21 protein-coding genes are annotated in these 21,816 nt (G+C 39.8%); 9 read left to right on the top strand and 12 right to left on the bottom strand.

The features are described 5' to 3' along the window. Positions 1-4 precede the first annotated feature (4 nt). The gene (locus tag CVT17_RS05760) at positions 5-238 is read right to left on the bottom strand and encodes a hypothetical protein (RefSeq protein WP_107858997.1); all 234 of its coding nucleotides are present in this window, start codon (positions 236-238) and stop codon (positions 5-7) included. A 125-nt stretch (positions 239-363) separates the two neighbouring features. Here CVT17_RS05760 and uvrB point away from each other — a divergent pair, with 125 nt between their 5' ends. Beyond that, on the top strand, positions 364-2,340 hold the full coding sequence (gene uvrB / locus CVT17_RS05755) for an excinuclease ABC subunit UvrB (protein ID WP_107858998.1): 1,977 nt from the start codon (positions 364-366) through the stop codon (positions 2,338-2,340). Positions 2,341-2,940: 600 nt separating this feature from the next. Here uvrB and CVT17_RS05750 read toward each other — a convergent pair. From CVT17_RS05750 to CVT17_RS05740, 3 genes are all read right to left on the bottom strand, one after another. Continuing rightward, positions 2,941-4,296, bottom strand: coding sequence for a hypothetical protein (locus tag CVT17_RS05750; protein WP_107858999.1), 1,356 nt, complete (start codon positions 4,294-4,296; stop codon positions 2,941-2,943). A 248-nt stretch (positions 4,297-4,544) separates the two neighbouring features. After that, positions 4,545-5,522 carry an MFS transporter gene (locus tag CVT17_RS05745; protein ID WP_196373558.1) on the bottom strand — a complete coding sequence of 326 codons (978 nt, stop codon included), beginning with the start codon at positions 5,520-5,522 and terminating at the stop codon, positions 4,545-4,547. 29 nt (positions 5,523-5,551) lie between these two features. Further along, positions 5,552-8,095 carry a tryptophanyl-tRNA synthetase gene (locus CVT17_RS05740; RefSeq protein WP_107859000.1) on the bottom strand — a complete coding sequence of 848 codons (2,544 nt, stop codon included), beginning with the start codon at positions 8,093-8,095 and terminating at the stop codon, positions 5,552-5,554. Positions 8,096-8,261: 166 nt separating this feature from the next. Between CVT17_RS05740 and groES the strand changes: the two genes are divergently transcribed. The 4 genes from groES (at position 8,262) to CVT17_RS05720 (ending at position 11,997) form a co-directional block, all read left to right on the top strand. Then, positions 8,262-8,522: a co-chaperone GroES gene (gene groES / locus CVT17_RS05735; protein ID WP_107770227.1), complete on the top strand. Its 261-nt coding sequence runs from the start codon at positions 8,262-8,264 to the stop codon at positions 8,520-8,522. Positions 8,523-8,530: 8 nt separating this feature from the next. After that, a complete protein-coding gene (locus tag CVT17_RS05730; protein ID WP_107775559.1) occupies positions 8,531-8,839 on the top strand; it encodes a monooxygenase in 309 nt (102 codons plus the stop codon). 22 nt (positions 8,840-8,861) lie between these two features. Next, the gene (gene groL, locus CVT17_RS05725; protein WP_002940160.1) at positions 8,862-10,496 is read left to right on the top strand and encodes a chaperonin GroEL; all 1,635 of its coding nucleotides are present in this window, start codon (positions 8,862-8,864) and stop codon (positions 10,494-10,496) included. Between the two features lie 133 nt (positions 10,497-10,629). After that, positions 10,630-11,997, top strand: a complete 1,368-nt coding sequence (locus CVT17_RS05720; protein ID WP_107770229.1) for a phosphomannomutase/phosphoglucomutase — start codon at positions 10,630-10,632, stop codon at positions 11,995-11,997. 408 nt (positions 11,998-12,405) lie between these two features. On the opposite strand, the gene CVT17_RS05715 is transcribed toward CVT17_RS05720, so the two are convergent. The 4 genes from CVT17_RS05715 to CVT17_RS05700 form a co-directional block, all read right to left on the bottom strand. Beyond that, complete coding sequence (locus tag CVT17_RS05715; RefSeq protein ID WP_021091264.1) at positions 12,406-13,266, bottom strand: cysteine ABC transporter substrate-binding protein; 861 nt, start codon at positions 13,264-13,266, stop codon at positions 12,406-12,408. 93 nt (positions 13,267-13,359) lie between these two features. Further along, positions 13,360-14,097: an amino acid ABC transporter ATP-binding protein gene (locus tag CVT17_RS05710; protein ID WP_107770230.1), complete on the bottom strand. Its 738-nt coding sequence runs from the start codon at positions 14,095-14,097 to the stop codon at positions 13,360-13,362. Position 14,098: 1 nt separating this feature from the next. Then, a complete protein-coding gene (locus CVT17_RS05705) occupies positions 14,099-14,767 on the bottom strand; it encodes an amino acid ABC transporter permease (RefSeq protein ID WP_107770231.1) in 669 nt (222 codons plus the stop codon). Continuing rightward, the gene (locus CVT17_RS05700; RefSeq protein ID WP_107770232.1) at positions 14,754-15,407 is read right to left on the bottom strand and encodes an amino acid ABC transporter permease; all 654 of its coding nucleotides are present in this window, start codon (positions 15,405-15,407) and stop codon (positions 14,754-14,756) included. The genes CVT17_RS05705 and CVT17_RS05700 overlap by 14 nt, the downstream gene beginning before the upstream one ends. Positions 15,408-15,517: 110 nt before the next feature. Between CVT17_RS05700 and CVT17_RS05695 the strand changes: the two genes are divergently transcribed. From CVT17_RS05695 to CVT17_RS05680, 4 genes are read left to right on the top strand one after another with little or no spacing between them, the layout of a single operon-like run. Beyond that, positions 15,518-15,763, top strand: a complete 246-nt coding sequence (locus tag CVT17_RS05695) for a CBU_0592 family membrane protein (protein ID WP_021089339.1) — start codon at positions 15,518-15,520, stop codon at positions 15,761-15,763. Further along, positions 15,760-16,728 carry an agmatine deiminase family protein gene (locus tag CVT17_RS05690; protein WP_107770233.1) on the top strand — a complete coding sequence of 323 codons (969 nt, stop codon included), beginning with the start codon at positions 15,760-15,762 and terminating at the stop codon, positions 16,726-16,728. The genes CVT17_RS05695 and CVT17_RS05690 overlap by 4 nt, the downstream gene beginning before the upstream one ends. A 2-nt stretch (positions 16,729-16,730) precedes the next feature. Next, entirely contained in the window at positions 16,731-17,657 is a 927-nt protein-coding gene (locus CVT17_RS05685; protein ID WP_107770234.1) for a cation diffusion facilitator family transporter, read from the top strand. Between the two features lies 1 nt (position 17,658). Beyond that, positions 17,659-18,531 (top strand): carbon-nitrogen hydrolase, encoded by an 873-nt coding sequence (locus tag CVT17_RS05680; RefSeq protein ID WP_107770235.1) that lies wholly within the window; start codon positions 17,659-17,661, stop codon positions 18,529-18,531. Between the two features lie 26 nt (positions 18,532-18,557). Here CVT17_RS05680 and CVT17_RS05675 read toward each other — a convergent pair whose 3' ends face one another. Genes CVT17_RS05675 through CVT17_RS05660 form a run of 4 tightly spaced genes read right to left on the bottom strand, consistent with a single transcriptional unit; the run spans position 18,558 to position 21,770 of the window. Continuing rightward, positions 18,558-19,223, bottom strand: a complete 666-nt coding sequence (locus CVT17_RS05675) for a phosphate ABC transporter ATP-binding protein (RefSeq protein ID WP_107770236.1) — start codon at positions 19,221-19,223, stop codon at positions 18,558-18,560. After that, positions 19,192-20,049 (bottom strand): PstA family ABC transporter permease, encoded by an 858-nt coding sequence (locus tag CVT17_RS05670; protein ID WP_107859001.1) that lies wholly within the window; start codon positions 20,047-20,049, stop codon positions 19,192-19,194. The genes CVT17_RS05675 and CVT17_RS05670 overlap by 32 nt, the downstream gene beginning before the upstream one ends. Beyond that, complete coding sequence (gene pstC, locus CVT17_RS05665; protein ID WP_107859002.1) at positions 20,036-20,893, bottom strand: phosphate ABC transporter permease subunit PstC; 858 nt, start codon at positions 20,891-20,893, stop codon at positions 20,036-20,038. Before pstC ends, CVT17_RS05670 begins: the two co-directional genes overlap by 14 nt. A 4-nt stretch (positions 20,894-20,897) precedes the next feature. Continuing rightward, a complete protein-coding gene (locus tag CVT17_RS05660) occupies positions 20,898-21,770 on the bottom strand; it encodes a phosphate ABC transporter substrate-binding protein (protein ID WP_107859003.1) in 873 nt (290 codons plus the stop codon). Between the last annotated feature and the right edge of the window lie 46 nt (positions 21,771-21,816).

Raw genomic sequence — 21,816 nt, 5'->3', positions numbered from 1 at the left:
AAGCTTATCTGCCAAGGACAGCTTCAATTTTTCTCATTACATCGTCAGCTTCGGTATTTTTCTTGTCAAGATCCTCTTCTAAGCGCATGATCTGATTGCTCTTTGCCTCATTTTGTGCTTTTAATGTTACGATCTCGTTACGTAGCTCTTCATTTACTCTGCAAACTTCATCGTATTTTGTGATGAGGTCATTTACTTTATCGCTTAGTGTGGTTAAGATCGCATTATCTTCAAACATAAAGGTTCCTTTAAAATAATAATTAATGCCGTATTCTAACACGCAGAGGCTAAATTCTTTTTAAAATTCTCATTTGACAAAGCACTATCTTTGCTATAAAATTCGCCCAAATTTAAAGGTAGTTAATGAGTAAATTTGAAATTTCATCTAAATTTAGCCCAAGCAGTGACCAAGCAAGAGCGATAAAAGAGATAGTAAAAAGTATAAAATCAGGCAATAAATACCAAACTCTTCTAGGTGTGACAGGGTCTGGCAAGACCTTTACCATGGCAAACGTCATACGTGAGCTAAATATGCCAACGCTCATCATGACGCATAACAAATCCCTTGCCGCTCAGCTTTACAGCGAATTTAAGGGCTTTTTCCCAAAAAATCACGTCGAGTACTTTATAAGCTACTACGACTACTACCAGCCAGAGGCCTACATCCCAAGAAGCGACCTATATATAGAAAAGGATAGCTCGGTAAATGAGGAGCTTGAGCGCCTGCGCCTCTCTGCAACGGCTAGCTTGCTAAGCTTTGATGACGTCATCTGTGTCGCCTCAGTCTCTGCAAACTACGGCCTTGGTAATCCAAGCGAGTATAAAGGGATGGTGGCATATCTTAGCGTGGGCGAGAAGATAAGCCAAAGAAAGCTTTTAGAGCAGCTTGTGGATATGGGCTACAAGCGCAATGACAACTACTTTGATAGAGGGGATTTTCGTGTAAATGGCGATGTGGTGGATATTTATCCAGCTTACTATAACGACGAAGCCCTAAGAGTCGAGTTTTTCGGCGATGAGATCGATGCGATGTATCATTTTGACGTGCTTGATAACAAAAGGCTAAAGGACATCTCTAAATTTACGCTTTATGCCACTAGCCAGTTCATCGTGGGTGCCGATAGGCTAAAGATCGCGATGAAAGAGATCGAAGAGGAGCTTGATGCGCGTTTGAAAGAATTTAACGAGCAGGGCAAGCTAGTCGAGGCGCAAAGACTAAAGCAAAGGGTGGAGTTTGACCTTGAGATGATGGCGAGCACTGGCATGTGTAAAAGCATCGAAAACTACGCGCGCCACCTAACTGGACAAAAGCCCGGAGAGACGCCATACTCGATGTTTGACTACTTTGAGATAAGCGGCAAAGACTATCTAGTCATCGTCGATGAGAGCCACGTTAGTTTGCCGCAGTTTAGGGGCATGTACGCGGGTGACAGGAGCCGTAAAGAGGTGCTTGTGGAGTATGGATTTCGCTTGCCATCAGCGCTTGATAACAGGCCGCTTAAATTTGATGAGTTTATAAGTAAAAAGGCGAAATTTCTCTTTGTTTCAGCCACGCCAAACGAATACGAGCTTGGTATCAGCCAGGGGCACGTCTATGAGCAGATTTTGCGACCTACTGGGCTGCTTGATCCTCTTATCGAGATAAAAGATAGTGACAATCAAGTTGAGGCGCTATTTGACGAGGCAAAGGCGGTGATCGCAAGAGGTGAGCGCGTGCTAGTTACGGTGCTAACTAAAAAGATGGCCGAGGAGCTAAGTCGCTACTACATCGAGCTTGGCATAAAGGTCAAGTATATGCACTCAGACATCGACGCGATCGAGCGAAATGAGATCATTAGAGGGCTTAGAAGTGGCGAATTTGACATGCTAATAGGCATAAATTTGCTCCGTGAGGGGCTTGACCTGCCTGAAGTGAGCCTGATAGCTATAATGGATGCTGATAAAGAGGGCTTTTTGCGCTCGACCACGAGCCTTATACAGACAATGGGGCGTGCGGCTAGAAATGTAAATGGCAAGGTGCTAATGTTTGCCAAAAAGATCACGCACTCGATGAAAGAGGCGATCGATACGACGACTGCTAGGCGTAAATTTCAAGATGAGTACAACAAAGCTCACGGCATCACACCGCACTCTGCAAGTAGAAATATCGAAGAGAGCTTGCATGTCGAAGATGATGGTGAAATTTACAAGCGCGGTAAGAATTTAGAAAAGATGCCAGCTAGCGAGCGAGCTGCGATAGTAAAAGAACTAAGAAAACAGATGCTTGAAGCGGCAGCGCAGCTGGAGTTTGAGAAGGCGGCGGCATTGCGCGACGAGATAGCGAAGATGAGAAAATTATAAAAAGACAAGCCCTTTTTGTTTTATACTGCGTTGGATATCGCTTCAAACTTCGGTCACGTATCATATATACGCTCCCTTGTTTTTGCTCATCCGCCTTGTCTAAAACAAAAAATTTCTTGTCTTTGGCGATTTGTCTTTTTCTGCTATACGTCGTTAAAATTTCACTCTACTTCAGTCACATACTATGATGTATGCTCCTTTGTATCGTAAAATTTCGCCTCATCTAGCAAAAAATACTGCCTCTTGGGGTTTTAAAATTACTAAACAAAACAAAAATTTCTTGTCTTGACGGCTTAAATTTTACGAGCTGAACTTATATATTCTATCTTCGGTCGAAAATTTCTTCGTAGCATTTAAAATCATCACAAGATATTTTGTCTTGATGATTCAGTAGTCAAAATTTAAATTTTTATGTGTCTAATCTATGCAAATTTTAACTGCGCAACATTTAAATCTATCGCAAAATACTACCGCTTTTGAGCCCATTCGTATCGCGAAATTTCACCTTGTCTCCTCATGGCGAAGCTAAAGACAAAAATCATCTTGTCTTTAGCTGTTTAAATTATAAATTTATCGCCAAATGCCGTTTTACGATCTATCCTATTCTCTTGTATCTTTTTTCACGCTATACCAAGCAATTAATAAAAAGAAAAACTCTGCCATATTAAAAAGATCTATGTTTTTGGTTAAAAGGCCTATAAAGTCTGGTCTACCTGGAAATAGTAGTGCTAAAAGTATGACCGAACTTATCGCAAATAATATAAAATTTATCCAAAATAGCCTACTTTTAGTTGCACTTGCTAATCTTGTTGTAAATAAAAATAAAAATACTGTAGCTAACAAATGAGCAAATACTCCAATGTATAAGATTGTATTGGCACTAGAAACTAAAGATTTAATTGAGGCATTGTGCGTACCAAAGATATTAAAAAAAGTATAATCGTAAGCATATATATACATGTAGTCAGTTGTTGCTTTTGCTATTGTAAATATCACAAAAAGGATAGAGAAAAATAAGAAATTTGTATGTAGTCTTATCTCATTTAACGTATGTGCTATCTGCTTAACGGCAGAGTAAATAGCCACTAATACTACCGCATAAACAAGAGGCTTTATAAATATTATTGGTCGAAGCGACATTCTTTCTTGATGTGCTGACAAATATTCAAAAAATATATAGTAAAAAAAAGTTGCAACAAGGCCAAATAAACAAGCTGTCGCGGCTAATTGGCTTGAAGATTTGATAGTAGCCACATTTAAAATCCCACCTTCGCTAGTTGCTTGGATTTCGTCACTACTTACTTGTGTCTTTAGTCGCCACCATGCGATTAAAGCAAGAAAGAAAGCTCCAATGTCAATATAATCATAAATTTTGTGATCAATTTTAATAAAGTAGCTTGCTATATGAGATGCGCCAAATAATGCATAAGTCCAAAACATTTTTTCTTTTGTTGTTTTTATTAATTTTGCGATAGATATAAATAAAAATAGTGATGCTGTTACGAATAATACTCTCAATAAATAGCTACGATAAATAAATAGCTGTTTAAATAGGTCATGATTATACATGATCTCTTCGTCGCTATAAAAATAATTCAATATCGTAAAGATAAAATCATCATTGTTAAAATTTCTTTCTCCTAGATACATAACAATTTTAAAAGTCAAAAGAGTTAAAATCACATGTATCAAAATGAAAATAGTAAAAATTTTAAAATATGTTCTTAGTTTTGAGGAATTATAAACAGAACATATCAATGAAATGGCAAAAAATAAAAGTAGCCAACTGATAGAGTCGCAGCATGCTTTGAGGATAAGACTGAAATCACGATTAAGGGTTTTGTAAAGTCCTGAAACGAAAACTAGATACTTAAATATCACCACGATACAAGATATAAGCCCCAACTCTCTGGCGCTTTTTAGCATATATTTTTTTTCTTGTTGAAATGGTTCCAAATTTACTCCTTAAATTAAATCAGTTATTTTATTGTAATTAGTTTAAAAATATTCAAATATTTTAAATCAGGTTAATTTATTTTAATTTTGTATTTATCTCGTAACCGGCTTTAAAAAGTAGCTAGAAGCTGCGCATATAAGCGAAACTGCGGCGATAAAGTAAAATGGGTGCGTTAGGCTAAAGATGTCAGCGATCTTGCCAATGACCGTTGCGAATATGCCGCCGATCGTGATACTAAGGCTAAGCGTTATGCTTGACTAAGCCTATAAACTGATCTGATTTGGCAAATAAAGCTGTGCAAAGGGGTTGAGGGGGTAAAAGATAGGCTGATGTAGCCACTCACGCACATGGAGGCCGCGAGAAATAGCGCGTAGCTGTCGATAAAGAGCATTAGCACGACTAGCGGCGCGGCGATGCTTAGGCTTATTTTGATGAGCCTAACTAGGCCGTATCTATCTGCTAGCGCTGCGCCAAATAGCGTAGAGATCGCGCCTGCAGCAAAAAACATACTTAAATTTACATTTGCAGCCTCTTTGCTAAGACCAAAAATTTTGATGAGGTAGATGCTAAAAAATGCCGAAAAGCCAAATGCGACGATAGAGCGTGAAAATATACACAGACAAAGCCTCAAAAATGCGCCCAGATCGTCTTTTAGAGCGCTTGTTTTTTGTGAAATTTGCTTTTTATGATTGCCTTCTAGCGCTTTTATAAATTTACCCTTTTTAAGGTATAAAAGTGTCAGAAAAATTTGAGGGATTATGAAAATTAACGTCCCTTTTAGGCCAAAATTTCCCACAAAAACGGCGACTAAAATGGGTCCAACCGCAAAGCCCACGTTTCCACCAAATGAAAATATACTTATGCTTTTGGCTCTATTTTTGGCGTTTGAGGCGTAGTTTACGATCCTTGCGGCACTTGGATGAAAGAGTGCGGCGCCGATACCGCTTATCATCACGCAAACCAAGATGAGGTAGTAGTTTGTGACAAAGCCAGTTAGGCTCATGCCACCGCCCGCAAGCAGCAGCCCAAGCGGGATGATGTATGGCAGCTCTTTTTTGTCGCTTAGGCGGCCGATAAGTGGTTGGATGAGCGAACTTGCTAAATTTGTGGCGGTCACGAGCGAGGCAGCCGTGGCATAGTCGTAGCGGTAGCTCGCGATAAAAAAGGGTAGCATCGCACCAAGGGCACTTTGGTTTATGTCGCTACAAAAGTGCCCAAGCCCCATTAGATACTTTAAATTTTCCGTCTTTTTACCTAAAATAGCCCCCTTAAAAGCCCCTTTAAATTTTGCTTTTCGCCGCTTGTGCCTTCATCGTCTTTGCCAAGCTTTTTATCTAAAAATCTACCTATCTCTTTTTTGACCTTATTCTCAAGATATTGCGATCTGACGTCGTATTTTAGCTTGTCTGTCGTGCCTGAAATTTTAACATTTAGATCGGTCTTTTCAAGCCTGCAAACAAGCGGCGCGTTAAGCATTTTTGTGGCGGTATTATAAGTGCCGCCTGCAACCTTTATGTCGCTTTTTGGTGAGCTTAAATTTACGTTGAAAACGACATTATCGCCCTTTATATCGCCGTAAATTTTGCCGTCTTTGTAAATCTCTTTTGTGATGTCCTTGCCGGTGAAAGTTTTTATATTGTTTGTGAGGTTTGTGCTGGCTAGGTGACCCTCTTTTAGCAAGATGTCAAATTTGCCGAGCTTTTGCTTTGTCTCGTAGTCAAATTTAGCATCGCCGTTGCCGTCATATAGATGATCTAGCCCCAAAGTCTGCGTTAGCCCTTTGACTTCAAAATTTTTTAGCACCGCATCAAGCGCGCCACCTTTGTAGTTTGCCTCTAGTTTGCCCTTAAATAGATCATCTGAAGTGGCTTTTACTACAAGGTCGTCCACTTTGCCATTTGCCTTTATGAGGGCTGCAAATTTTCCGTGAAGCTCGCGGCCAGCTAAAAATGCAAGCTTATTTAGCTCTGAAACTATCGCTTGAAGCTTTAAGTTTAGCGTGCTTTTGCCCGCGTCAAAGCTGCCGTCTATGCCCTTTATATCAGCTAGCGAGCTAAGAAAGTCGCCACTAAATTTTGCCATGTCGCCTTTGTAGTCTAGGCTCAAATTTGAGCTAAATTTCTCATTTTCAGGGAATTTTTTATCAAGCATTTTGCTAAGTGCTGCGGCGTTAAATTTACCATCATTTAAAGCGATCGTTGCGGCGACGCTTGGGGTTTTACTAAAGATATTTTGCCCCTTTGCTTGGACGTTTGTCTTAGCGTTTGCCAGCCTGTCGTTGCCACTAAGTGCCAAGATCTCTCCTAACTGCGCCTCTTTTAGGCTAAGATCAAAATTTTCATTTTTTATAGTAGCGTTTAGCTTGCCAGCAAAGGCATCGCCGCCTAAATTTAGCTCATCTATCTTGCTCTCTTTGACCTTCACATCGCCTGCAAGCACCATCTTTGAGCCAACCTCAAAGCCGCTAACCGCTTTAAATTTCTCAGGGTCGCTAATGAGCAGGGCAAATTTGCTAAAAATTTGGTTATTTTTTAGGTCAAAAACGCCCTTTATATCCTTTAGCTCGCCAAGGTCGCTAAGCACGTTTGCGTCAAAATTTACAAGCTCACCTTTTGCGGTGGCGCCGCCTTTTAGCTCAAATTTAGCTGCGTTTTTAAGCTTTACAAGACCATTATCTATAAGACCGTTTTTTATCTCAAATTTAGCCTCGCCAGCAAGCTTTTTTAGCTCGTCAAAGCCGCTAAAATTTGCGTTTAAATTTATCTGCCCGTCTGCGTAGCTAGGCTGCAAGGCAAGCGCTAGAAGCTCTTTTAGCTTGATGCTAGTTGCATTTAGGGCTAAGTTTTTGCTATCAAAATTTGCATTTATCTTGCCGCCAAGGCCGTTTATCTCAGCTTTTAGGTTTTGAAGGGCATTTTCTTGCATTGTAATTTCGCCGTTTGCGTCCACAGAGCCACTTAGTTGTTGCCCCAAAAGCTTGCCAAGAAGGGCAAGATCAGCCACGTTTAGCAAAAAGTCGCTCTTTAAATTTTTACTAGTTAGATCATAGATCGTCTCATTTGCTTTTAAAGTAGCTTCAGGTGCGATGATAAGGGTTTTTGCGCTCACTTTTTCATTTGCAAATTTAGCATTTACGCCGCCTTTAAAACTTATATCTTTTGCTAAATTTAGCCCAAATTCGTTTTTAAGAATTTCTTTGTTTATCGTTGCACCGCTTGCTAAAATTTGAGCGTTAATGATCGGCTCATTTTTCTCATCAACCCCTTGCATACTGCTCGTTAGATCAAGCTTACCGCTAGCTAAATTTGGCTTTTTAGCAAGAGCTGATATCTCAGAGAGTTCGATATTTTTAGCATCAAGATTTAGAGCTTTTGGCAGGTAGTCTTTTAAATTTGCGTTTAAATTTATGTTTGAGCCAATCGCCGTGCCAGTTGCTGTTAGCTTGAAGTCGCTAAATTTACCAGCTATGTTTGCTTTAAGTGCGACATCTTTTTTTAATCCAAGCTTGCTAGCCTTCGACTTGTCGGCGTCTATATCTATGTTTAAGTTCATGCTTTGAGCAAGCAGTGAAAGCTCGCCACTTGCCCTTAAATTTATGGCATTCATCACGGTCGCTTCTAAATTTAGCGTGCTAAATCCTAAGCTAAAATCTTTAAATTTCACATCGATACCGCGAGCAAGTGCTTCTTTTTCTATCTTGCTGGCTATAAATTTATTGCCAAAAGAGCTAAAGATAAAGCCAAAAATGCAAAGGATTATCAGCGCCAAAGCTGCTACTAAATAGGCTATTTTTTTCATAAATTTCCTTTATATTAGTTTTACATATCATAAAACTTTAGTGTAAGTGACTAAAGTTTTAATAAAATTTAACTATAAATTATTGACTTTTTTAGAAAAAAGTGCTAGGATCTCATCACTCAAAAATAAAGAGTGCTAAAAAACAATTAAACCAAAAGGATGAACAATGAACTTTCAACCATTAGGCAAGCGTGTTCTAGTCGAACGCGTAGAGGAGACAAAAACCACAGCTTCGGGCATTATTATACCTGATAACGCAAAAGAAAAACCTTTAAGCGGAGAAATAAAAGCAGTTGGTGCTGAGGTAGAGGGTGTAAAGGTTGGCGATAAAGTTGTATTTGCAAAATACGGTGGCACTGAGATAAATTTAGATGATAAAACATATCTTGTTTTAAACATCGACGATGTTTTAGGCGTTTTAAAATAAGGCTGCAGATGGCTGCAATTATGTATGTTGATTTTCCGCAAGAAGGTCTTTTTGGAGACGAGATGTCAAAAGCTTTTGAGGATTTGGCTAAAAGCATTAACCAGGAACCCGGTATGATATGGAAAATTTGGACTGAGAACAAACAAACAAAAGAAGCCGGCGGAATTTATCTTTTTGACAATAAGGATAATGCGGAAAAATATCTAAAAATGCACAGTGAAAGACTAGCTAAAAACGGCTATTCAAATATTCGCGGCAAAATTTTTGATATTAATATGCCTTTGTCAATGATAAATAAGGCTGATTTTTTAAAATAAATTAAAACCGAAAGGAAAAACAATGGCAAAAGAAATTTTTTACTCTGATGATGCAAGAAACCGCTTATACGAGGGCGTAAAAAAACTAAATGACGCTGTAAAAGTGACAATGGGACCAAGAGGCAGAAATGTCCTTATCCAAAAGAGCTTTGGCGCGCCAAACATCACAAAAGACGGCGTTAGCGTGGCTAAAGAAGTTGAGCTAAAAGATACTATCGAAAACATGGGTGCAAGCCTAGTTAGAGAAGTGGCAAGCAAGACAAATGACCAAGCAGGTGACGGCACGACAACAGCGACTGTGCTAGCTCACGCGATATTTAAAGAGGGCCTTAGAAACGTAACTGCAGGCGCAAATCCTATCGAAGTAAAACGCGGCATGGATAAAGAAGTGGCAGCTCTTATAGACGCACTAAAAAATATCTCTAAAAAAGTATCAGGCTCAAAAGAGATCGCTCAGATCGCTACCATCTCTGCTAACTCAGACGAAAGCATCGGCAAGCTTATCGCAGATGCGATGGAGAAAGTCGGCAAAGATGGCGTAATAACAGTAGAAGAGGCAAAGTCTATCCAAGACGAGCTAAGCGTTGTTGAGGGTATGCAGTTTGACCGCGGATATCTAAGCCCATACTTCATCACAAACCCTGAAAAGATGCAAGTTGAGCTAAGCAATCCATTTATATTGCTATTTGACAAGAAGATCACAAATTTAAAAGATCTACTCCCTGTGCTTGAGCAAGTACAAAAGAGTGGCAAACCACTTCTAATCATCGCTGAAGATATCGAGGGTGAGGCCCTTGCAACACTTGTTGTTAATAAACTTCGTGGCGTGCTAAACATCTCAGCTGTTAAAGCTCCTGGCTTTGGCGACAGAAGAAAAGCAATGCTTGAAGATATCGCTATTTTAACAGGTGGCGAAGTTATCAGCGAAGAGCTAGGCAGAACACTAGAAAGCGCCACTATAAACGACCTTGGGCAAGCTTCAAGCGTAGTTATCGACAAAGACAACACAACTATCGTAAATGGCGCAGGCGAGAAGTCAGCTATCGACGCTAGAATAACTCAGATCAAAGCACAAATCGCAGAAACAACAAGCGACTATGACAAAGAAAAACTACAAGAGCGCCTTGCAAAACTAAGTGGCGGCGTGGCAGTTATCAAAGTAGGTGCTGCGACTGAAACTGAGATGAAAGAGAAAAAAGACCGTGTAGATGACGCTCTAAGCGCTACTCGTGCAGCTGTTGAAGAGGGTATCGTAGTAGGTGGCGGTTCAGCTCTTATCCTTGCTTCAAAGAGTGTAAATCTAAATTTACAAGGTGACGAGGCAATCGGTGCTGAGATCGTTAGAAGAGCGCTTCGTGCTCCACTTCGCCAAATCGCTGAGAACGCTGGCTTTGACGCAGGCGTTGTCGCAAACGCAGTTGAGACAAGCAAAGATGCAAATTTTGGCTTTAACGCTGCAACTGGCGAATATGTAAATATGTTTGAAGCTGGCATCATCGACCCAGTTAAAGTTGAGAGAGTTGCGCTTCAAAACGCTGTTAGCGTGGCTAGCTTGCTACTAACAACTGAGGCAACTATCAGCGAGATAAAAGAAGAAAAAGCAATGCCTGCAATGCCTGACATGGGCGGAATGGGTGGTATGGGCGGCATGATGTAGTAGCCCTTTTCGAGCTAGAGCCTTCTAGCTCGAATTTATATTTAAACTTTAGCCTCACTAAATTTATAAAATTATTTACTCCTTTTTAAATTTATTCTTGTATCATTTTGCTTTCTTTTAGGGAGAATTTACAATGAAATATGATGAAATTTTTAGAGAATACGACATCCGCGGTATTTTTGAGAAAGACTTGACAGAAGATAGCGTCAAGGCCATCGGCTATGCTTTGGGTAAGAAATTTAACGAATTTGGCGTAAAAACTTTAAGTGTTGGCTTTGATGCAAGACTTAGTGCCAGCACGCTTTTTAGGTATCTACTAAGTGGTCTAAACAAGGCTGGTGGCTTTAAAATTTACAACATCGGCTTACTTCCAACTCCTATTGGCTACTTTAGCGTTTATGCTGATTATTTCGACGCAAATATCATGATCACGGGCTCTCACAACCCAAAAGAGTACAACGGCTTTAAGATCACTATCAAAAAAGATAGCTTTTTTGGCAAAGATCTGCAAATTTTAAAAGATAAGGTGAACGAGATAATCGCCTCAAATTTAGAGATCGCAGACGATGATAGCTGTGAGAAATTTAATATCTTAGAAAAATATGTTGAGTTTTTTGTAAAAGAATTTAGTGAGCTTAAAAATTTCAAAAAGCCCTTTGTCATCGACTGCGCAAATGGTGCTGTTGGCGTGAGCTTGGTGCCCATCGTCAAGGCTCTTGGACTAAATGCAAAAATTTTATATGAAGATCCAGACGGAAATTTCCCAAATCACCACCCAGATCCAAGTGAAAAAGAGAATTTAAAAGAGCTATTTTCTCTTATCGAAAAGAAAGAATTTGACCTTGGATTTGGCTTTGACGGAGATGGCGACAGGATCGCCGTGATAACGCCAAAAAGAGATATAAAAGGCGATGAACTAGCATATCTTTATGCTCTAAATATGAAACATCCAAAGGTGCTTGGTGAGGTTAAATGCTCGCAAAATATGTATGATGAGATCGCAAAGATCGGCGAAGTTTTTATGGGGAAAACTGGGCACAGCAATATAAAAAAGATGATGAAAGAGCTAAACGTAGATCTTGCGGCTGAAGTGAGTGGTCATATCTTTTTTAAAGAGCGCTATTTTGGCTTTGACGATGCGCTTTATGCGATGATGAGGGTGCTTGAGCTAGTTCACAAGGGCTTTGACCTTGATGGCGAGCTTGATAAGATGCCACTTGTCTTTAGCACCGATGAGATCAAGGTAAAGACGACTGATGAGGCTAAATTTAAGATAGTTGCCAAGCTAAAAGATTGTGTGAAAAATGAGAGTTGCGACCTGCCAAAGATAAAAAATATCATTGATATTGATGGTATAAGGATTCAGTTTGAAAATGGCTGGGCGCTGGTACGCGCGTCAAATACAACGCCAGTTATTGTTACTAGATTTGAGGCAAAGAGCAAGGAATTTTTAGAAGAGATCGAGCAAAAAGTAACAAATCTACTAAAGAGCTTAATGTAGCTTGCAAAGGCATTTTGGGCTAAATTTACTCCAAAATGCCTTTTAAAATTTTATTTAGACATTCAAAAACTAAGATCTATCTTTCTTGCCTAGCTTTCGCGGATTTTTCTCTGCATACATACTATCTGTAATTTAAATTTATCAAAAACATGCATCTTAGCTTTTTTGAACCTTCATGCGGATAATGTAATTTAAATCCACAAGTAGCCTATATCTAATGTCGGCATTCTTTTTTAAAAATAGCTCATTATTGCAAGGAGCTCGCCTACTAGCTTACTGCTCAGACATGTAAGATATCCGCCCTTTGTGGAATTTATGCAGTGTAACCTACCGGTAAAAAACTTCACAAGTGTATTCGTTAAATTTAAAAGATAGAGAGATGGCGTAAAAATTTACGCCATTAAATTTTTAGAGTTTGCCACCTTCAACGACAAGTGATTCTGGATTTACACTGTCGCCGTAGATCGGTTTTAGTGTAGCATCATAGTCTTTGTGGAAGAAATTTTCTTTGCCTAACTCAATGATCTCATTATTTAGCCAGTCAAGTAAAACTTTGTTGCCTTTTTTAACAGCTGGTGCTATAACATCCACATCACCAAGTGCTTCAACGCCTACAACAAAACCTGGAGTCTCTTTCGCCCAGGCAAAAAGTAGGGCGTTATCATGCGCTAGTGCAGCACCTCTTTTATCAACCAAAGCTGCGAATGTTTCAGTATTTTGGTCGTATTTTGCAAGCTTAATGTCTGGATAATTTTTTGTAAAAAACGCGTCTGCGGTTGTGCCCTTATTTACGATTAGGGTTTTGTCTTTTAGCTCATCGATGCTCTTTATCACCGCACCTTCAGGGCTTACGATACCAAGTGAAACCTTCATGTATGGAAGCGCAAAATCAACAACTTGTGCGCGCTCAGGTGTTTTTGTAAAATTTGCAAGCGTGATATCTACTTTATCAGCTACTAAAACTTCAACTCTACCAGCAGCCTCAACTAGCTCAAATTTTACCTTACTCTCATCGCCTAGTAGGTCTTTTGCGATACGTTTTGCAAAGTAAATATCATAGCCTTGGTTTTTGCCGTCTTTATCGACATAGCCAAATGGTGGTTTGTCGCTAAAAACGCCAATTCTTACATATCCGCGCTCTTTGATCTTTGCGATCGCATCAGCTTCGTTTGAAGCAGCTTTTGCCGTGTCGGCACCTTTGTCATTACCACAACCCGTTAGAAAGACGGTAGCGATTAATGCTAATAAGAAAAATTTAAATTTTCTCACTCTTTCTCCTTGTAAAAAAGTTAAATAAATAAGAGCGTTAAAATTTCGCTCTAAACGCATTTTGAAAAAACGGCAAATTATCTCTTATTTTTTCTAAAACGAGAATAAATTTAGAAATTTCTTCGCGCGATCGCTCTTTGGGTTGGTAAAAAATTCCTCTGGTTCGCTGATCTCCACGATCGCCCCAGCGTCCATAAATACGATCTTGTTTGCAACCGACCTCGCAAAGCTCATTTCATGGGTAACTATTAGCATCGTCATTCCATCTTTGGCTAAATTTAGTATCACGTCAAGCACTTCTCTAACGATCTCTGGATCAAGCGCAGCCGTAACCTCGTCAAATAGCATAATTTCAGGGTTTAAACAAAGGCTTCTTACTATAGCTATACGCTGCTTTTGGCCGCCACTTAGCTCCTTTGGATAGGCAAATTTCTTATCAAGCAGTCCAACCTTGCTCAACCACATATCAGCGGTTTTTTCAGCCTCGGCTCTATCTCTTTTTTGCACCTTTAAAGGTCCAAGAAGGACGTTATCTATAACATTCATGTGATCAAAAAGCTCGTAGCTTTGAAAGACCATGCCGACCTTTTGGCGGATCCTTTGCCAATCATTAAATTTAGCATCAATCACTTCACCATCAATTATTATCTCGCCACTTGCGATACTCTCAAGGCCGTTTATACATCTAAGAGTTGTGCTTTTGCCACAGCCCGATGGTCCAAGAAGCACGACCACTTCACCGCTTTTTACCTCTAAATTTATATCTTTTAAGGCGTGAAGCTCTCCATAAAATTTATTTATTTTTTTAAGTTCTAATATGTTTTCGCTCATTTTAACTCCATTTTTCTTCTAGTTTTTTTGATAGTTTTGAGACTGGATAGCAGATCGCAAAATATAAAAAGAATATGAGCGTGTATATCCAAAATGGTGCCATAGGATTTGTAAATACATTTCGCTCGATGATCTGCTGACCGACTTTGACCACCTCTACAACGCCGATTAGTACGACGATAGAGGTTGTTTTTATCATACGGCTTAGTAAATTTACAGCTCCAGGCACTAGCCTTCTTGTGGCAAGTGGGATAATGACGTGAGAGTAAATTTGAAATTTACTAAGTCCAAGCGATGCGGCTGATTCAAATTGATGTTTTGGTATTGATGTTATTGCACCACGCACGATGTCCATCATTTCAAAAATTCCCCACAAGCTAAAGACGATGAGTGAGGCTGTAAATGCTGAAATGTGAATATCAAACGCCTTACTGACACCAAAATAAAATAAAAATAGCCAAACGATCTGAGGCATTATGCGAACGATTTCTAGGCAAATTTTTAAAATAAAATAGATAAATTTGTTTTTCATGCTCATAAGCACGCCAAACACTAAGCCACCGATTATAGAGATAAAGATAGAGATAAATGAAATTTCTGTGCTAATGACTAGACCGTCAAAGAGTCTTAGTAAATTTTGCGTGTCAAATAAAATACTAACTCCTTGCATTTCTCACCCTTTTTTCGATGTAGCTAAGCACCAGCGAGACTGGCAAGATGATGATGAGATAGCTAATAACCAGCATAAAAAGCGCTTCATCTGTCTTGTAATAAAGCCCAATGAGATCCTTTGCGACGTAAACTAGATCGGCGAGTGCCACGATGCTAACGATGCTTGTTTCTTTTAGTAAAAAGATAATATTTGCACTAATGCTTGGCACTGCTACGCTAAATGCTTGAGGCAAGATAACATATCTTAAGAGCTGGTTTTTGCTAAGTGCGATGCTAAGTCCCGCTTCTATCTGCGACTTTCTAACCGCCTCAAAGCCAAGTCTAAAGCTCTCACTCATATAGCTGCCTCCAAGAAAGCTAAGTCCCGCGACCGCACAGGCAAAGCCGCTCATCGACACTCCAAGCTTTGGCAAGCCATAATATAAAAAGAAAAGCTGTATAAGAAGTGGCGTATTTCTTGAGAGTTCGACGTAGCAGTCAATCACTTTTGATAGAAATTTTAGCTTGTAAAATTTCACAGCCATACAAAAAATACCGATCAAAATAGAAAAAACGATCCCTAAAAAGGCGATCTCACAGGTAAGCACTCCAGCCTTAATATAAAGCGGATAAAATTTCTCAATAAACTCAAAATCCATAAAACTTTAATCCAATCTGAAAAATGGAGTTATTTTATCTTATAATCATAAATTTAAAACTAATTAGATATGATCTTGCATTAAATTTAAGCTTGCAAAAAGGATAAAATTTGATCGACCTTTTTCAGATCATCGGCTTTTTAGGGATGATTTGTATCGTAATGGGCTATTTTTTACTTCAGATCGGCCGCCTAAATAGCCGCGATCTAGCCTACCAGATAATAAATTTAGCAGGTGCTGTGCTACTTATAATCTCGCTTTTTGTGCACTTTAACCTCGGTTCATTTTTGATAGAGGTCTTTTGGATAATCATTACGATATATGGAATTTATAAAATTTACAAGGAGAGAGCGTGAGAGCGTATGCAGAGTGGGAAGAGCAGGAGCTTTTGTTTTTATCGCTGCCACATAGTAAGAGCGACTGGGAGCCTTATTTAGAGGAGATTTTGGCGGGCTATGAGGAGCTTGTGGCTGCTGTTACGCCCTATGAAAAGGTGGTGCTCATCTGCCCTGATGAGGCAAATTTTGATAGATTTAAAAAATTTAAAAATGTAGAGTTTGTTAAGCTTGAGACTAATGATACTTGGATCAGAGACTACGGCATGATCGACGTTTGCACCAAGGACGGCGTTAAGAGCTATGACTTTAAATTTAACGCTTGGGGCGGTAAATTTAAGAGTTCAAAAGATGATGCGATAAATTTGGAGCTGGCTAAAATTTATAAAACTAAGCTTGAGCCAGTTGATATGATACTAGAGGGCGGAAGCATCGAGTTTAACGGAGATGGCGTGCTTTTAACCACCTCAAAATGCCTGCTAAATGAAAATAGAAACAAAGCGCTTAGCAAAGAGCAGATCGAAGAAAAACTAAAAAATTTATTTGGCTTAAAGCGTATCATCTGGCTTGAAAATGGCTTTATAAGAGGCGATGACACAGATAGCCACATCGACACTTTAGCGCGCTTTATCACGCCTGATACGATAGCTTACGCAGCTTGCGATGACAAGAGTGATGAGCACTTTGATGAGCTTAAAATGATGGAAGATGAGCTTAAAAAAACTGGCTTTAAGCTACTTGCTCTGCCACTTCCTAAGCCTAAATTTTATGATGGCAAAAGGCTTGGCTGCACCTATGCAAATTTCATCTTTATAAATGGTGCCTTGATCGTGCCAACATATAATGACGAAAACGATGAAAAGGTACTAAATTTACTAGCTCGTGCGCTTCCAGATAGGAAGGTCATCGGTGTAAATTCGCTAGTTTTTGTGCGTCAAAATGGCTCGCTTCACTGCTCAAGCCAAAATAGATATAAAAGGTCTTAGTCTTGTCAAGTCCGTTTGATTATGAGTTTAACCGCATAAATAAGCAGGAGTGCACGCAAGGCGAAAATAAGGCAGTTATTGCAGCCGGAGCTTGCGCTTTTTTACTCGCACTTGTGAAATTTACAGCTGGACTTTTTAGTGGCTCAGTTGCTGTGCTTGGCTCGGCGATTGATTCGATGCTTGATTTTATCGTTTCGCTTTTAAATTTATTTGCGCTTAGAAAGTCAAGAAAGCAAGCTGATGAGAGATTTAACTTTGGCTACACAAAGCTAGAGGCGTTGGCAGCGCTATTTGAGTGCGTCATCATCGTGCTGGCTGCTGGATATATATTTTATGAGAGCGTTAAGAAATTTAGCGAGCCAAATTTAGAGATAGACCTTGGCTTAAGCCTTGGCGTGATGGTATTTTCGGTCATGGTGACGCTATGTTTGGTGCTATTTTTAAACCAAATTTCTAAAAAAAGCGGAAACCTTATCATAAAAGCAGACGCTCTGCACTATAAGATCGACCTTTTTAGCAACCTTGCAGTCATCATCTCGCTGCTTATCATTAAATTTAGCGGATTTGTGATGATAGATGCGATCTTTGGTATCGTGATAAGCGGCTACATCGCTCAAAGTGCTATAAATTTAGGTAAAGACGCCTTTGGTATCTTGTTGGATCATGCAGCAAGCCCTGAAGTCACAGAGGGGATCATCAAAATGATAAAGGCAAAAGAAAGAATTTCTGATTTTCACTATCTAAACACAAGGCAGAGCGCAAATGCCATATTTTTAACGCTGCATTTAGTTTTTGACAAAGATATTTCGCTTTACGACGCGCACGAGGTGGCCGACTCGCTTGAAGCCGAGATAAGAGAGAAATTTAGGGATTATTCGTGGCAGATAACCACGCATTTAGACCCGTACAACGACAAAGAAGGGAAATGAGATGAAAGTAGCACTACTTCAACAAGAATTTAAAGGCACAAAAGAGGCGACTATCGCAAAGACGCTTGAGCTAATCGCCGAGGCAAAAAAGGGCGGTGCCGATCTAGTCGTCTGCCAAGAGCTGCACCAGACGCAGTACTTTTGCCAAAGCGAGGATACAAATTTCTTTGATCACGCAAATGATTGGCAAGAAGACGTCGCTTTTTGGGGCAGGGTGGCAAAAGAAAATGGCATGGTTTTAGTTACTTCTCTTTTTGAAAAGAGGGCTGACGGACTTTATCACAACACCGCTTTTGTCTTCGAGCGCGACGGCAGCGTGGCTGGCAAATACCGAAAAATGCACATCCCTGATGACCCTGGATTTTACGAGAAATTTTACTTCACGCCTGGTGATATCGGCTTTGAGCCTATTGAAACCAGTATTGGCAAGCTTGGAGTTTTGGTGTGTTGGGATCAGTGGTATCCAGAGGCAGCAAGGCTAATGGCGCTAAAAGGGGCGAAAATTCTCATCTACCCAACGGCTATTGGCTGGTTTGAGGGCGATAGTGATGATGAAAAGTCAAGACAGCTTGAAGCGTGGGTGGCAGTGCAAAGAGGCCACAGCGTGGCAAATGGCCTGCCAGTGGTCGCAGTAAATCGTGTGGGCTTTGAAAAAGATGATAGCGGCGTCATGGATGGGATAAAATTTTGGGGAAATAGTTTTGTTTTTGGGCCACAAGGCGAGCAGCTTTTCCGCGCAAACAGCACAGATGAGCTATGCAAGATCGTTGAGATAGATATGAAAAGAAGTGAAGAAGTGCGCAGAATTTGGCCATTTTTAAGAGACCGCAGGATCGATGCCTACGCAAATATCACAAAGAGGTTTATAGACTAAATTTAGAGCTAGAAATTCTAGCTCTTTTAAAATGTAAATTTCTTATCTACGATGCGAATTATCCTGCCGCCAAGCCTTTTTGCCTGCTCTTCGTTGTGCGTGGTGATGATGATGGTGTATCTTTGCGACAAGCTTTTTAAAAGCTCCTCTATAATCAAGACATTTTTCATATCAAGCGACGAGCAAGGCTCATCAAGCATGAGCACTTCAGGTTTTGTAGTTAGCATCCTTGCGATGCAAAGTCTTTGCTTTTGACCGCCAGAGAGCTTGCTAGCTGGCATATCTAGGTCGTTTATTTCGCCCAGTAAATTTACGCTTTTTAAGAGCTCTTCTACTCTTTTTTGCTTATCTTTTATGCTGCCTTCATAAAATTCCATCGCATAGGTCAAATTTCTCTCAACGTTAAAAGGAAAGAGCGTGGCGTCTTGAAAGAGTATGGCTAGCTTTCGTCTGAGCCAAATTTTGCCCTTATTTTTGATATTTTCGCCTTTAAATAGGATCTCTCCGCTATATCTGCCGCCCTTTTGCTCCAAAAAGCCATTTAGTACCGAAAGAAATGTCGATTTACCGCATCCTGAGCTTCCCATTAGACAGATGATCTCGTTTTGGGCGACATTTAAATTTAGATCTTTTAAAATTTCATTATCTTGGTAAAAGATACTAAGCTCTTTTATGTTTAAAATATCTGGCAATTTTCTCTCCTATATCAAATAAAACTACGGCTGAAAGCAGATGCAAAATGATAAGTATAAAAATGAGCACAAGCGCCGTGGCGTAGGCATTTTGCGTTGCGACTGACTGACTTAAGAGCATGTGCAGGTGAAAAGGTAGCGCCATGACTGGCGAGAGCAGGCCTTCGGCCTTTGCCATGAAGACGACCCCTGTTAAAAGTAGTGGCGCAGTTGCCCCTATGGCGTAGCTGCCAGCGAGTATTAAAATAGATATGATATTTTTTCTAATAGTTGGCAAAACTAGCTTTCTAGCCATGAAATTTTTATCAACGCCAAGTGCAAAGCTATCTCTTAACATCTTTTCATCTATCTGCGAGATCACCTTTTCTGTGCTAACTTCCACAAATGGAAAGACCATCAAAGCAAGCGTAATGCTAGCTGTTAGCAGGCTCTTTGGGATATCAAGGCTAACTATAAAAAGCCCATAAACAAACATCCCAAGCAAGATAGAAGGAATAGAAGCCATCGTTTGGATGATAAATTTAAGTCCAAGCTTGATCGTGCCAGAGGTGCAGTAAATTTGCCTATAAATGGCGCAGCTAACGCCAAGAAGTGCAGAAAATATCATAGATAGTAGCATCAGCAAAAATGAGCCTATGATAGCGTCTCTTATGCCGCCACTCTCACCTAAATTTAAACCTTGCGGGTTTTTGGTTAGAAAGTCTAAATTTATCTGAGAGATGCCATTTGCAAAGATGAAATAAAATATCCAAAATATCACCGCAACCACTATAAATACGCAAAGATAAGCGTAAAATTTGACTATAAAATCTTTAAAAGCATTCATTGTTTTTCTCAAATTTAAATATAAAAATATTTAGCATAAATATAAAAACAAGCAGGACAAATCCGCTTGCAATAAGAGCGTGATAGTGCAAGCTACCAGCCTCGCTCATGCCCATTTCAAGGGCTATTAGAGATGATATGGTCTGAGCTTTTGAGAGTAGGTGCGGAAAAAGCGGGGTGTTGCCTATGACCATCATCACAGCCATTGTCTCGCCAGCTGCCCTTGAAAATGCGAGTATAAAGCCTGAAATGCTAGCTTTTATAGATTTTCTAAAAATGATTTTTCTTATAAAATATCCAGTGCTTACGCCAAGCGCGTCTGAGTTTGTTTTGAAATTTTGTTTTAGCAGATCAACACTTTGAAGCAAATGCGAGGTAAAAAAGGGCAGTATCATGACGCTAAGGATGAGGCTAGCGGCCAAGACTGACTCGCCAGCGGACATTTTTAGCCCTGACTCTAAAATTTTTACAACCGTGTAAAGTGCGAAAAATCCATATATGATAGAGGGTATGCCAGCTAGTATCCGTATCATCCAGTCTAGCACGTGCCTAAGCCAGGCGCTCGCAAAAAAGCAGATAAAAATAGTAACGCCAAGCGAGATAAAAAATGAAAATATGCAAGCTAAAAACGCAACTGCAAAATTTGCGACTAGGATATTAAAGAGTCCAAAGCTAAAAGGCTCTGTGCTAACGTCCCAGTCGCCATTTAGTAAGAAGTCAAAAAGGCTTACTTCTGCAAAAAAGCTCGTGGAATTTATCAGTAAAAATCCCACGAGTAAAAGCAAAAGCATGGCGGATAAAAGTGTGAAAAGATATATCGCGCCTTTAAAAATTTGCCCTGTCATTAGACTATTTTACTGGTATAAATCCCATTTTTTCGATAGTCTTTTGACCTTCAGCTGAATTTAGCACGTCAACAAAAATTTGCTCGCTCTTGCTTAGATCGCCACTTTTTACGATGATGAGCGGACGAGAGATGTAGTATTTGCCATCAACTATATTTTTAACAGTTGGCTCAACGCCGTCAACGTTTAGCGGTATTAGCTTGCCTTTGTTTTGGTTTGTGATACCAAAAGATGCATAGCCAATAGCGTTTTTATTTTCGATGATCTTTGAGACAAGCGCGCCCATGGAAGGTGATTGGATGACGTTTTTACTAACTTTGACATCTTTCATGATCTTTTTTTGAAATACCTCGTGAGCACCGCCGCCAAGATCTCTTGTAACTACGACTATTTCGTCATTTGGTAGGGATTTGTCAAGATCGCTCCACTTTTTATACTCGCCTGAGAAAATTTTGACGATCTCGTCTTTGCTTAAATTTCCGCCCTTTAGCTTTATCACCTCATTTTCTGGGTTTACAGCCACGCAAAGTGCGTCTATGCCAAGCGTGTAGGCTTTCATGTCCTTTATCTTTGCTTTTTCGCTATCTTTTATATCGCGAGCTAGCATGCCAAAGTCAGCGACATGATCAAGCACGGCTTTTACGCCAGCGCCAGAGCCGCCAGCTGAGACAAAGATGGTGATATTTTTGTTTGGTAAAGCACTATCAACCTTGTCCCAAGTCTCGTACTTTTCGATAAAGTCAGTTGAAATTTTAGCGATGACCGGAGCTAGAGTAGATGAGCCACTAAAGCTAACTTGCGTTTTTTCATCCGCACCAGAAGCGTAATTTAAAGATAAAAGCAGCATAGAAGCAGCCAACATAAGTGATTTTTTCATAAAAACCTCCAAAATTTGATTGTTATTAACATTTGTAAAAGCTATT

The sequence above is a fragment of the Campylobacter concisus genome, from assembly GCF_003048775.2.
GTDB classification, from domain to species: Bacteria; Campylobacterota; Campylobacteria; order Campylobacterales; family Campylobacteraceae; genus Campylobacter_A; species Campylobacter_A concisus_I.
The sequence above is the reverse complement of the archived record's forward strand: the minus strand, read 5'-3'. Positions and strand labels throughout refer to the sequence as shown.

What these genes read in the sequence shown, in the direction of transcription:
- CVT17_RS05760 (WP_107858997.1), bottom strand. Translation starts at nt 238, where the DNA reads ATGTTTGAAGATAATGCGATCTTAACCACACTAAGCGATAAAGTAAAT.
- uvrB (WP_107858998.1), top strand. Translation starts at nt 364, where the DNA reads ATGAGTAAATTTGAAATTTCATCTAAATTTAGCCCAAGCAGTGACCAA.
- CVT17_RS05745 (WP_196373558.1), bottom strand. Translation starts at nt 5,522, where the DNA reads ATGGGGCTTGGGCACTTTTGTAGCGACATAAACCAAAGTGCCCTTGGT.
- CVT17_RS05740 (WP_107859000.1), bottom strand. Translation starts at nt 8,095, where the DNA reads ATGAAAAAAATAGCCTATTTAGTAGCAGCTTTGGCGCTGATAATCCTT.
- groES (WP_107770227.1), top strand. Translation starts at nt 8,262, where the DNA reads ATGAACTTTCAACCATTAGGCAAGCGTGTTCTAGTCGAACGCGTAGAG.
- CVT17_RS05730 (WP_107775559.1), top strand. Translation starts at nt 8,531, where the DNA reads ATGGCTGCAATTATGTATGTTGATTTTCCGCAAGAAGGTCTTTTTGGA.
- groL (WP_002940160.1), top strand. Translation starts at nt 8,862, where the DNA reads ATGGCAAAAGAAATTTTTTACTCTGATGATGCAAGAAACCGCTTATAC.
- CVT17_RS05720 (WP_107770229.1), top strand. Translation starts at nt 10,630, where the DNA reads ATGAAATATGATGAAATTTTTAGAGAATACGACATCCGCGGTATTTTT.
- CVT17_RS05710 (WP_107770230.1), bottom strand. Translation starts at nt 14,097, where the DNA reads ATGAGCGAAAACATATTAGAACTTAAAAAAATAAATAAATTTTATGGA.
- CVT17_RS05705 (WP_107770231.1), bottom strand. Translation starts at nt 14,767, where the DNA reads ATGCAAGGAGTTAGTATTTTATTTGACACGCAAAATTTACTAAGACTC.
- CVT17_RS05700 (WP_107770232.1), bottom strand. Translation starts at nt 15,407, where the DNA reads ATGGATTTTGAGTTTATTGAGAAATTTTATCCGCTTTATATTAAGGCT.
- CVT17_RS05680 (WP_107770235.1), top strand. Translation starts at nt 17,659, where the DNA reads ATGAAAGTAGCACTACTTCAACAAGAATTTAAAGGCACAAAAGAGGCG.
- CVT17_RS05670 (WP_107859001.1), bottom strand. Translation starts at nt 20,049, where the DNA reads ATGAATGCTTTTAAAGATTTTATAGTCAAATTTTACGCTTATCTTTGC.
- pstC (WP_107859002.1), bottom strand. Translation starts at nt 20,893, where the DNA reads ATGACAGGGCAAATTTTTAAAGGCGCGATATATCTTTTCACACTTTTA.
- CVT17_RS05660 (WP_107859003.1), bottom strand. Translation starts at nt 21,770, where the DNA reads ATGAAAAAATCACTTATGTTGGCTGCTTCTATGCTGCTTTTATCTTTA.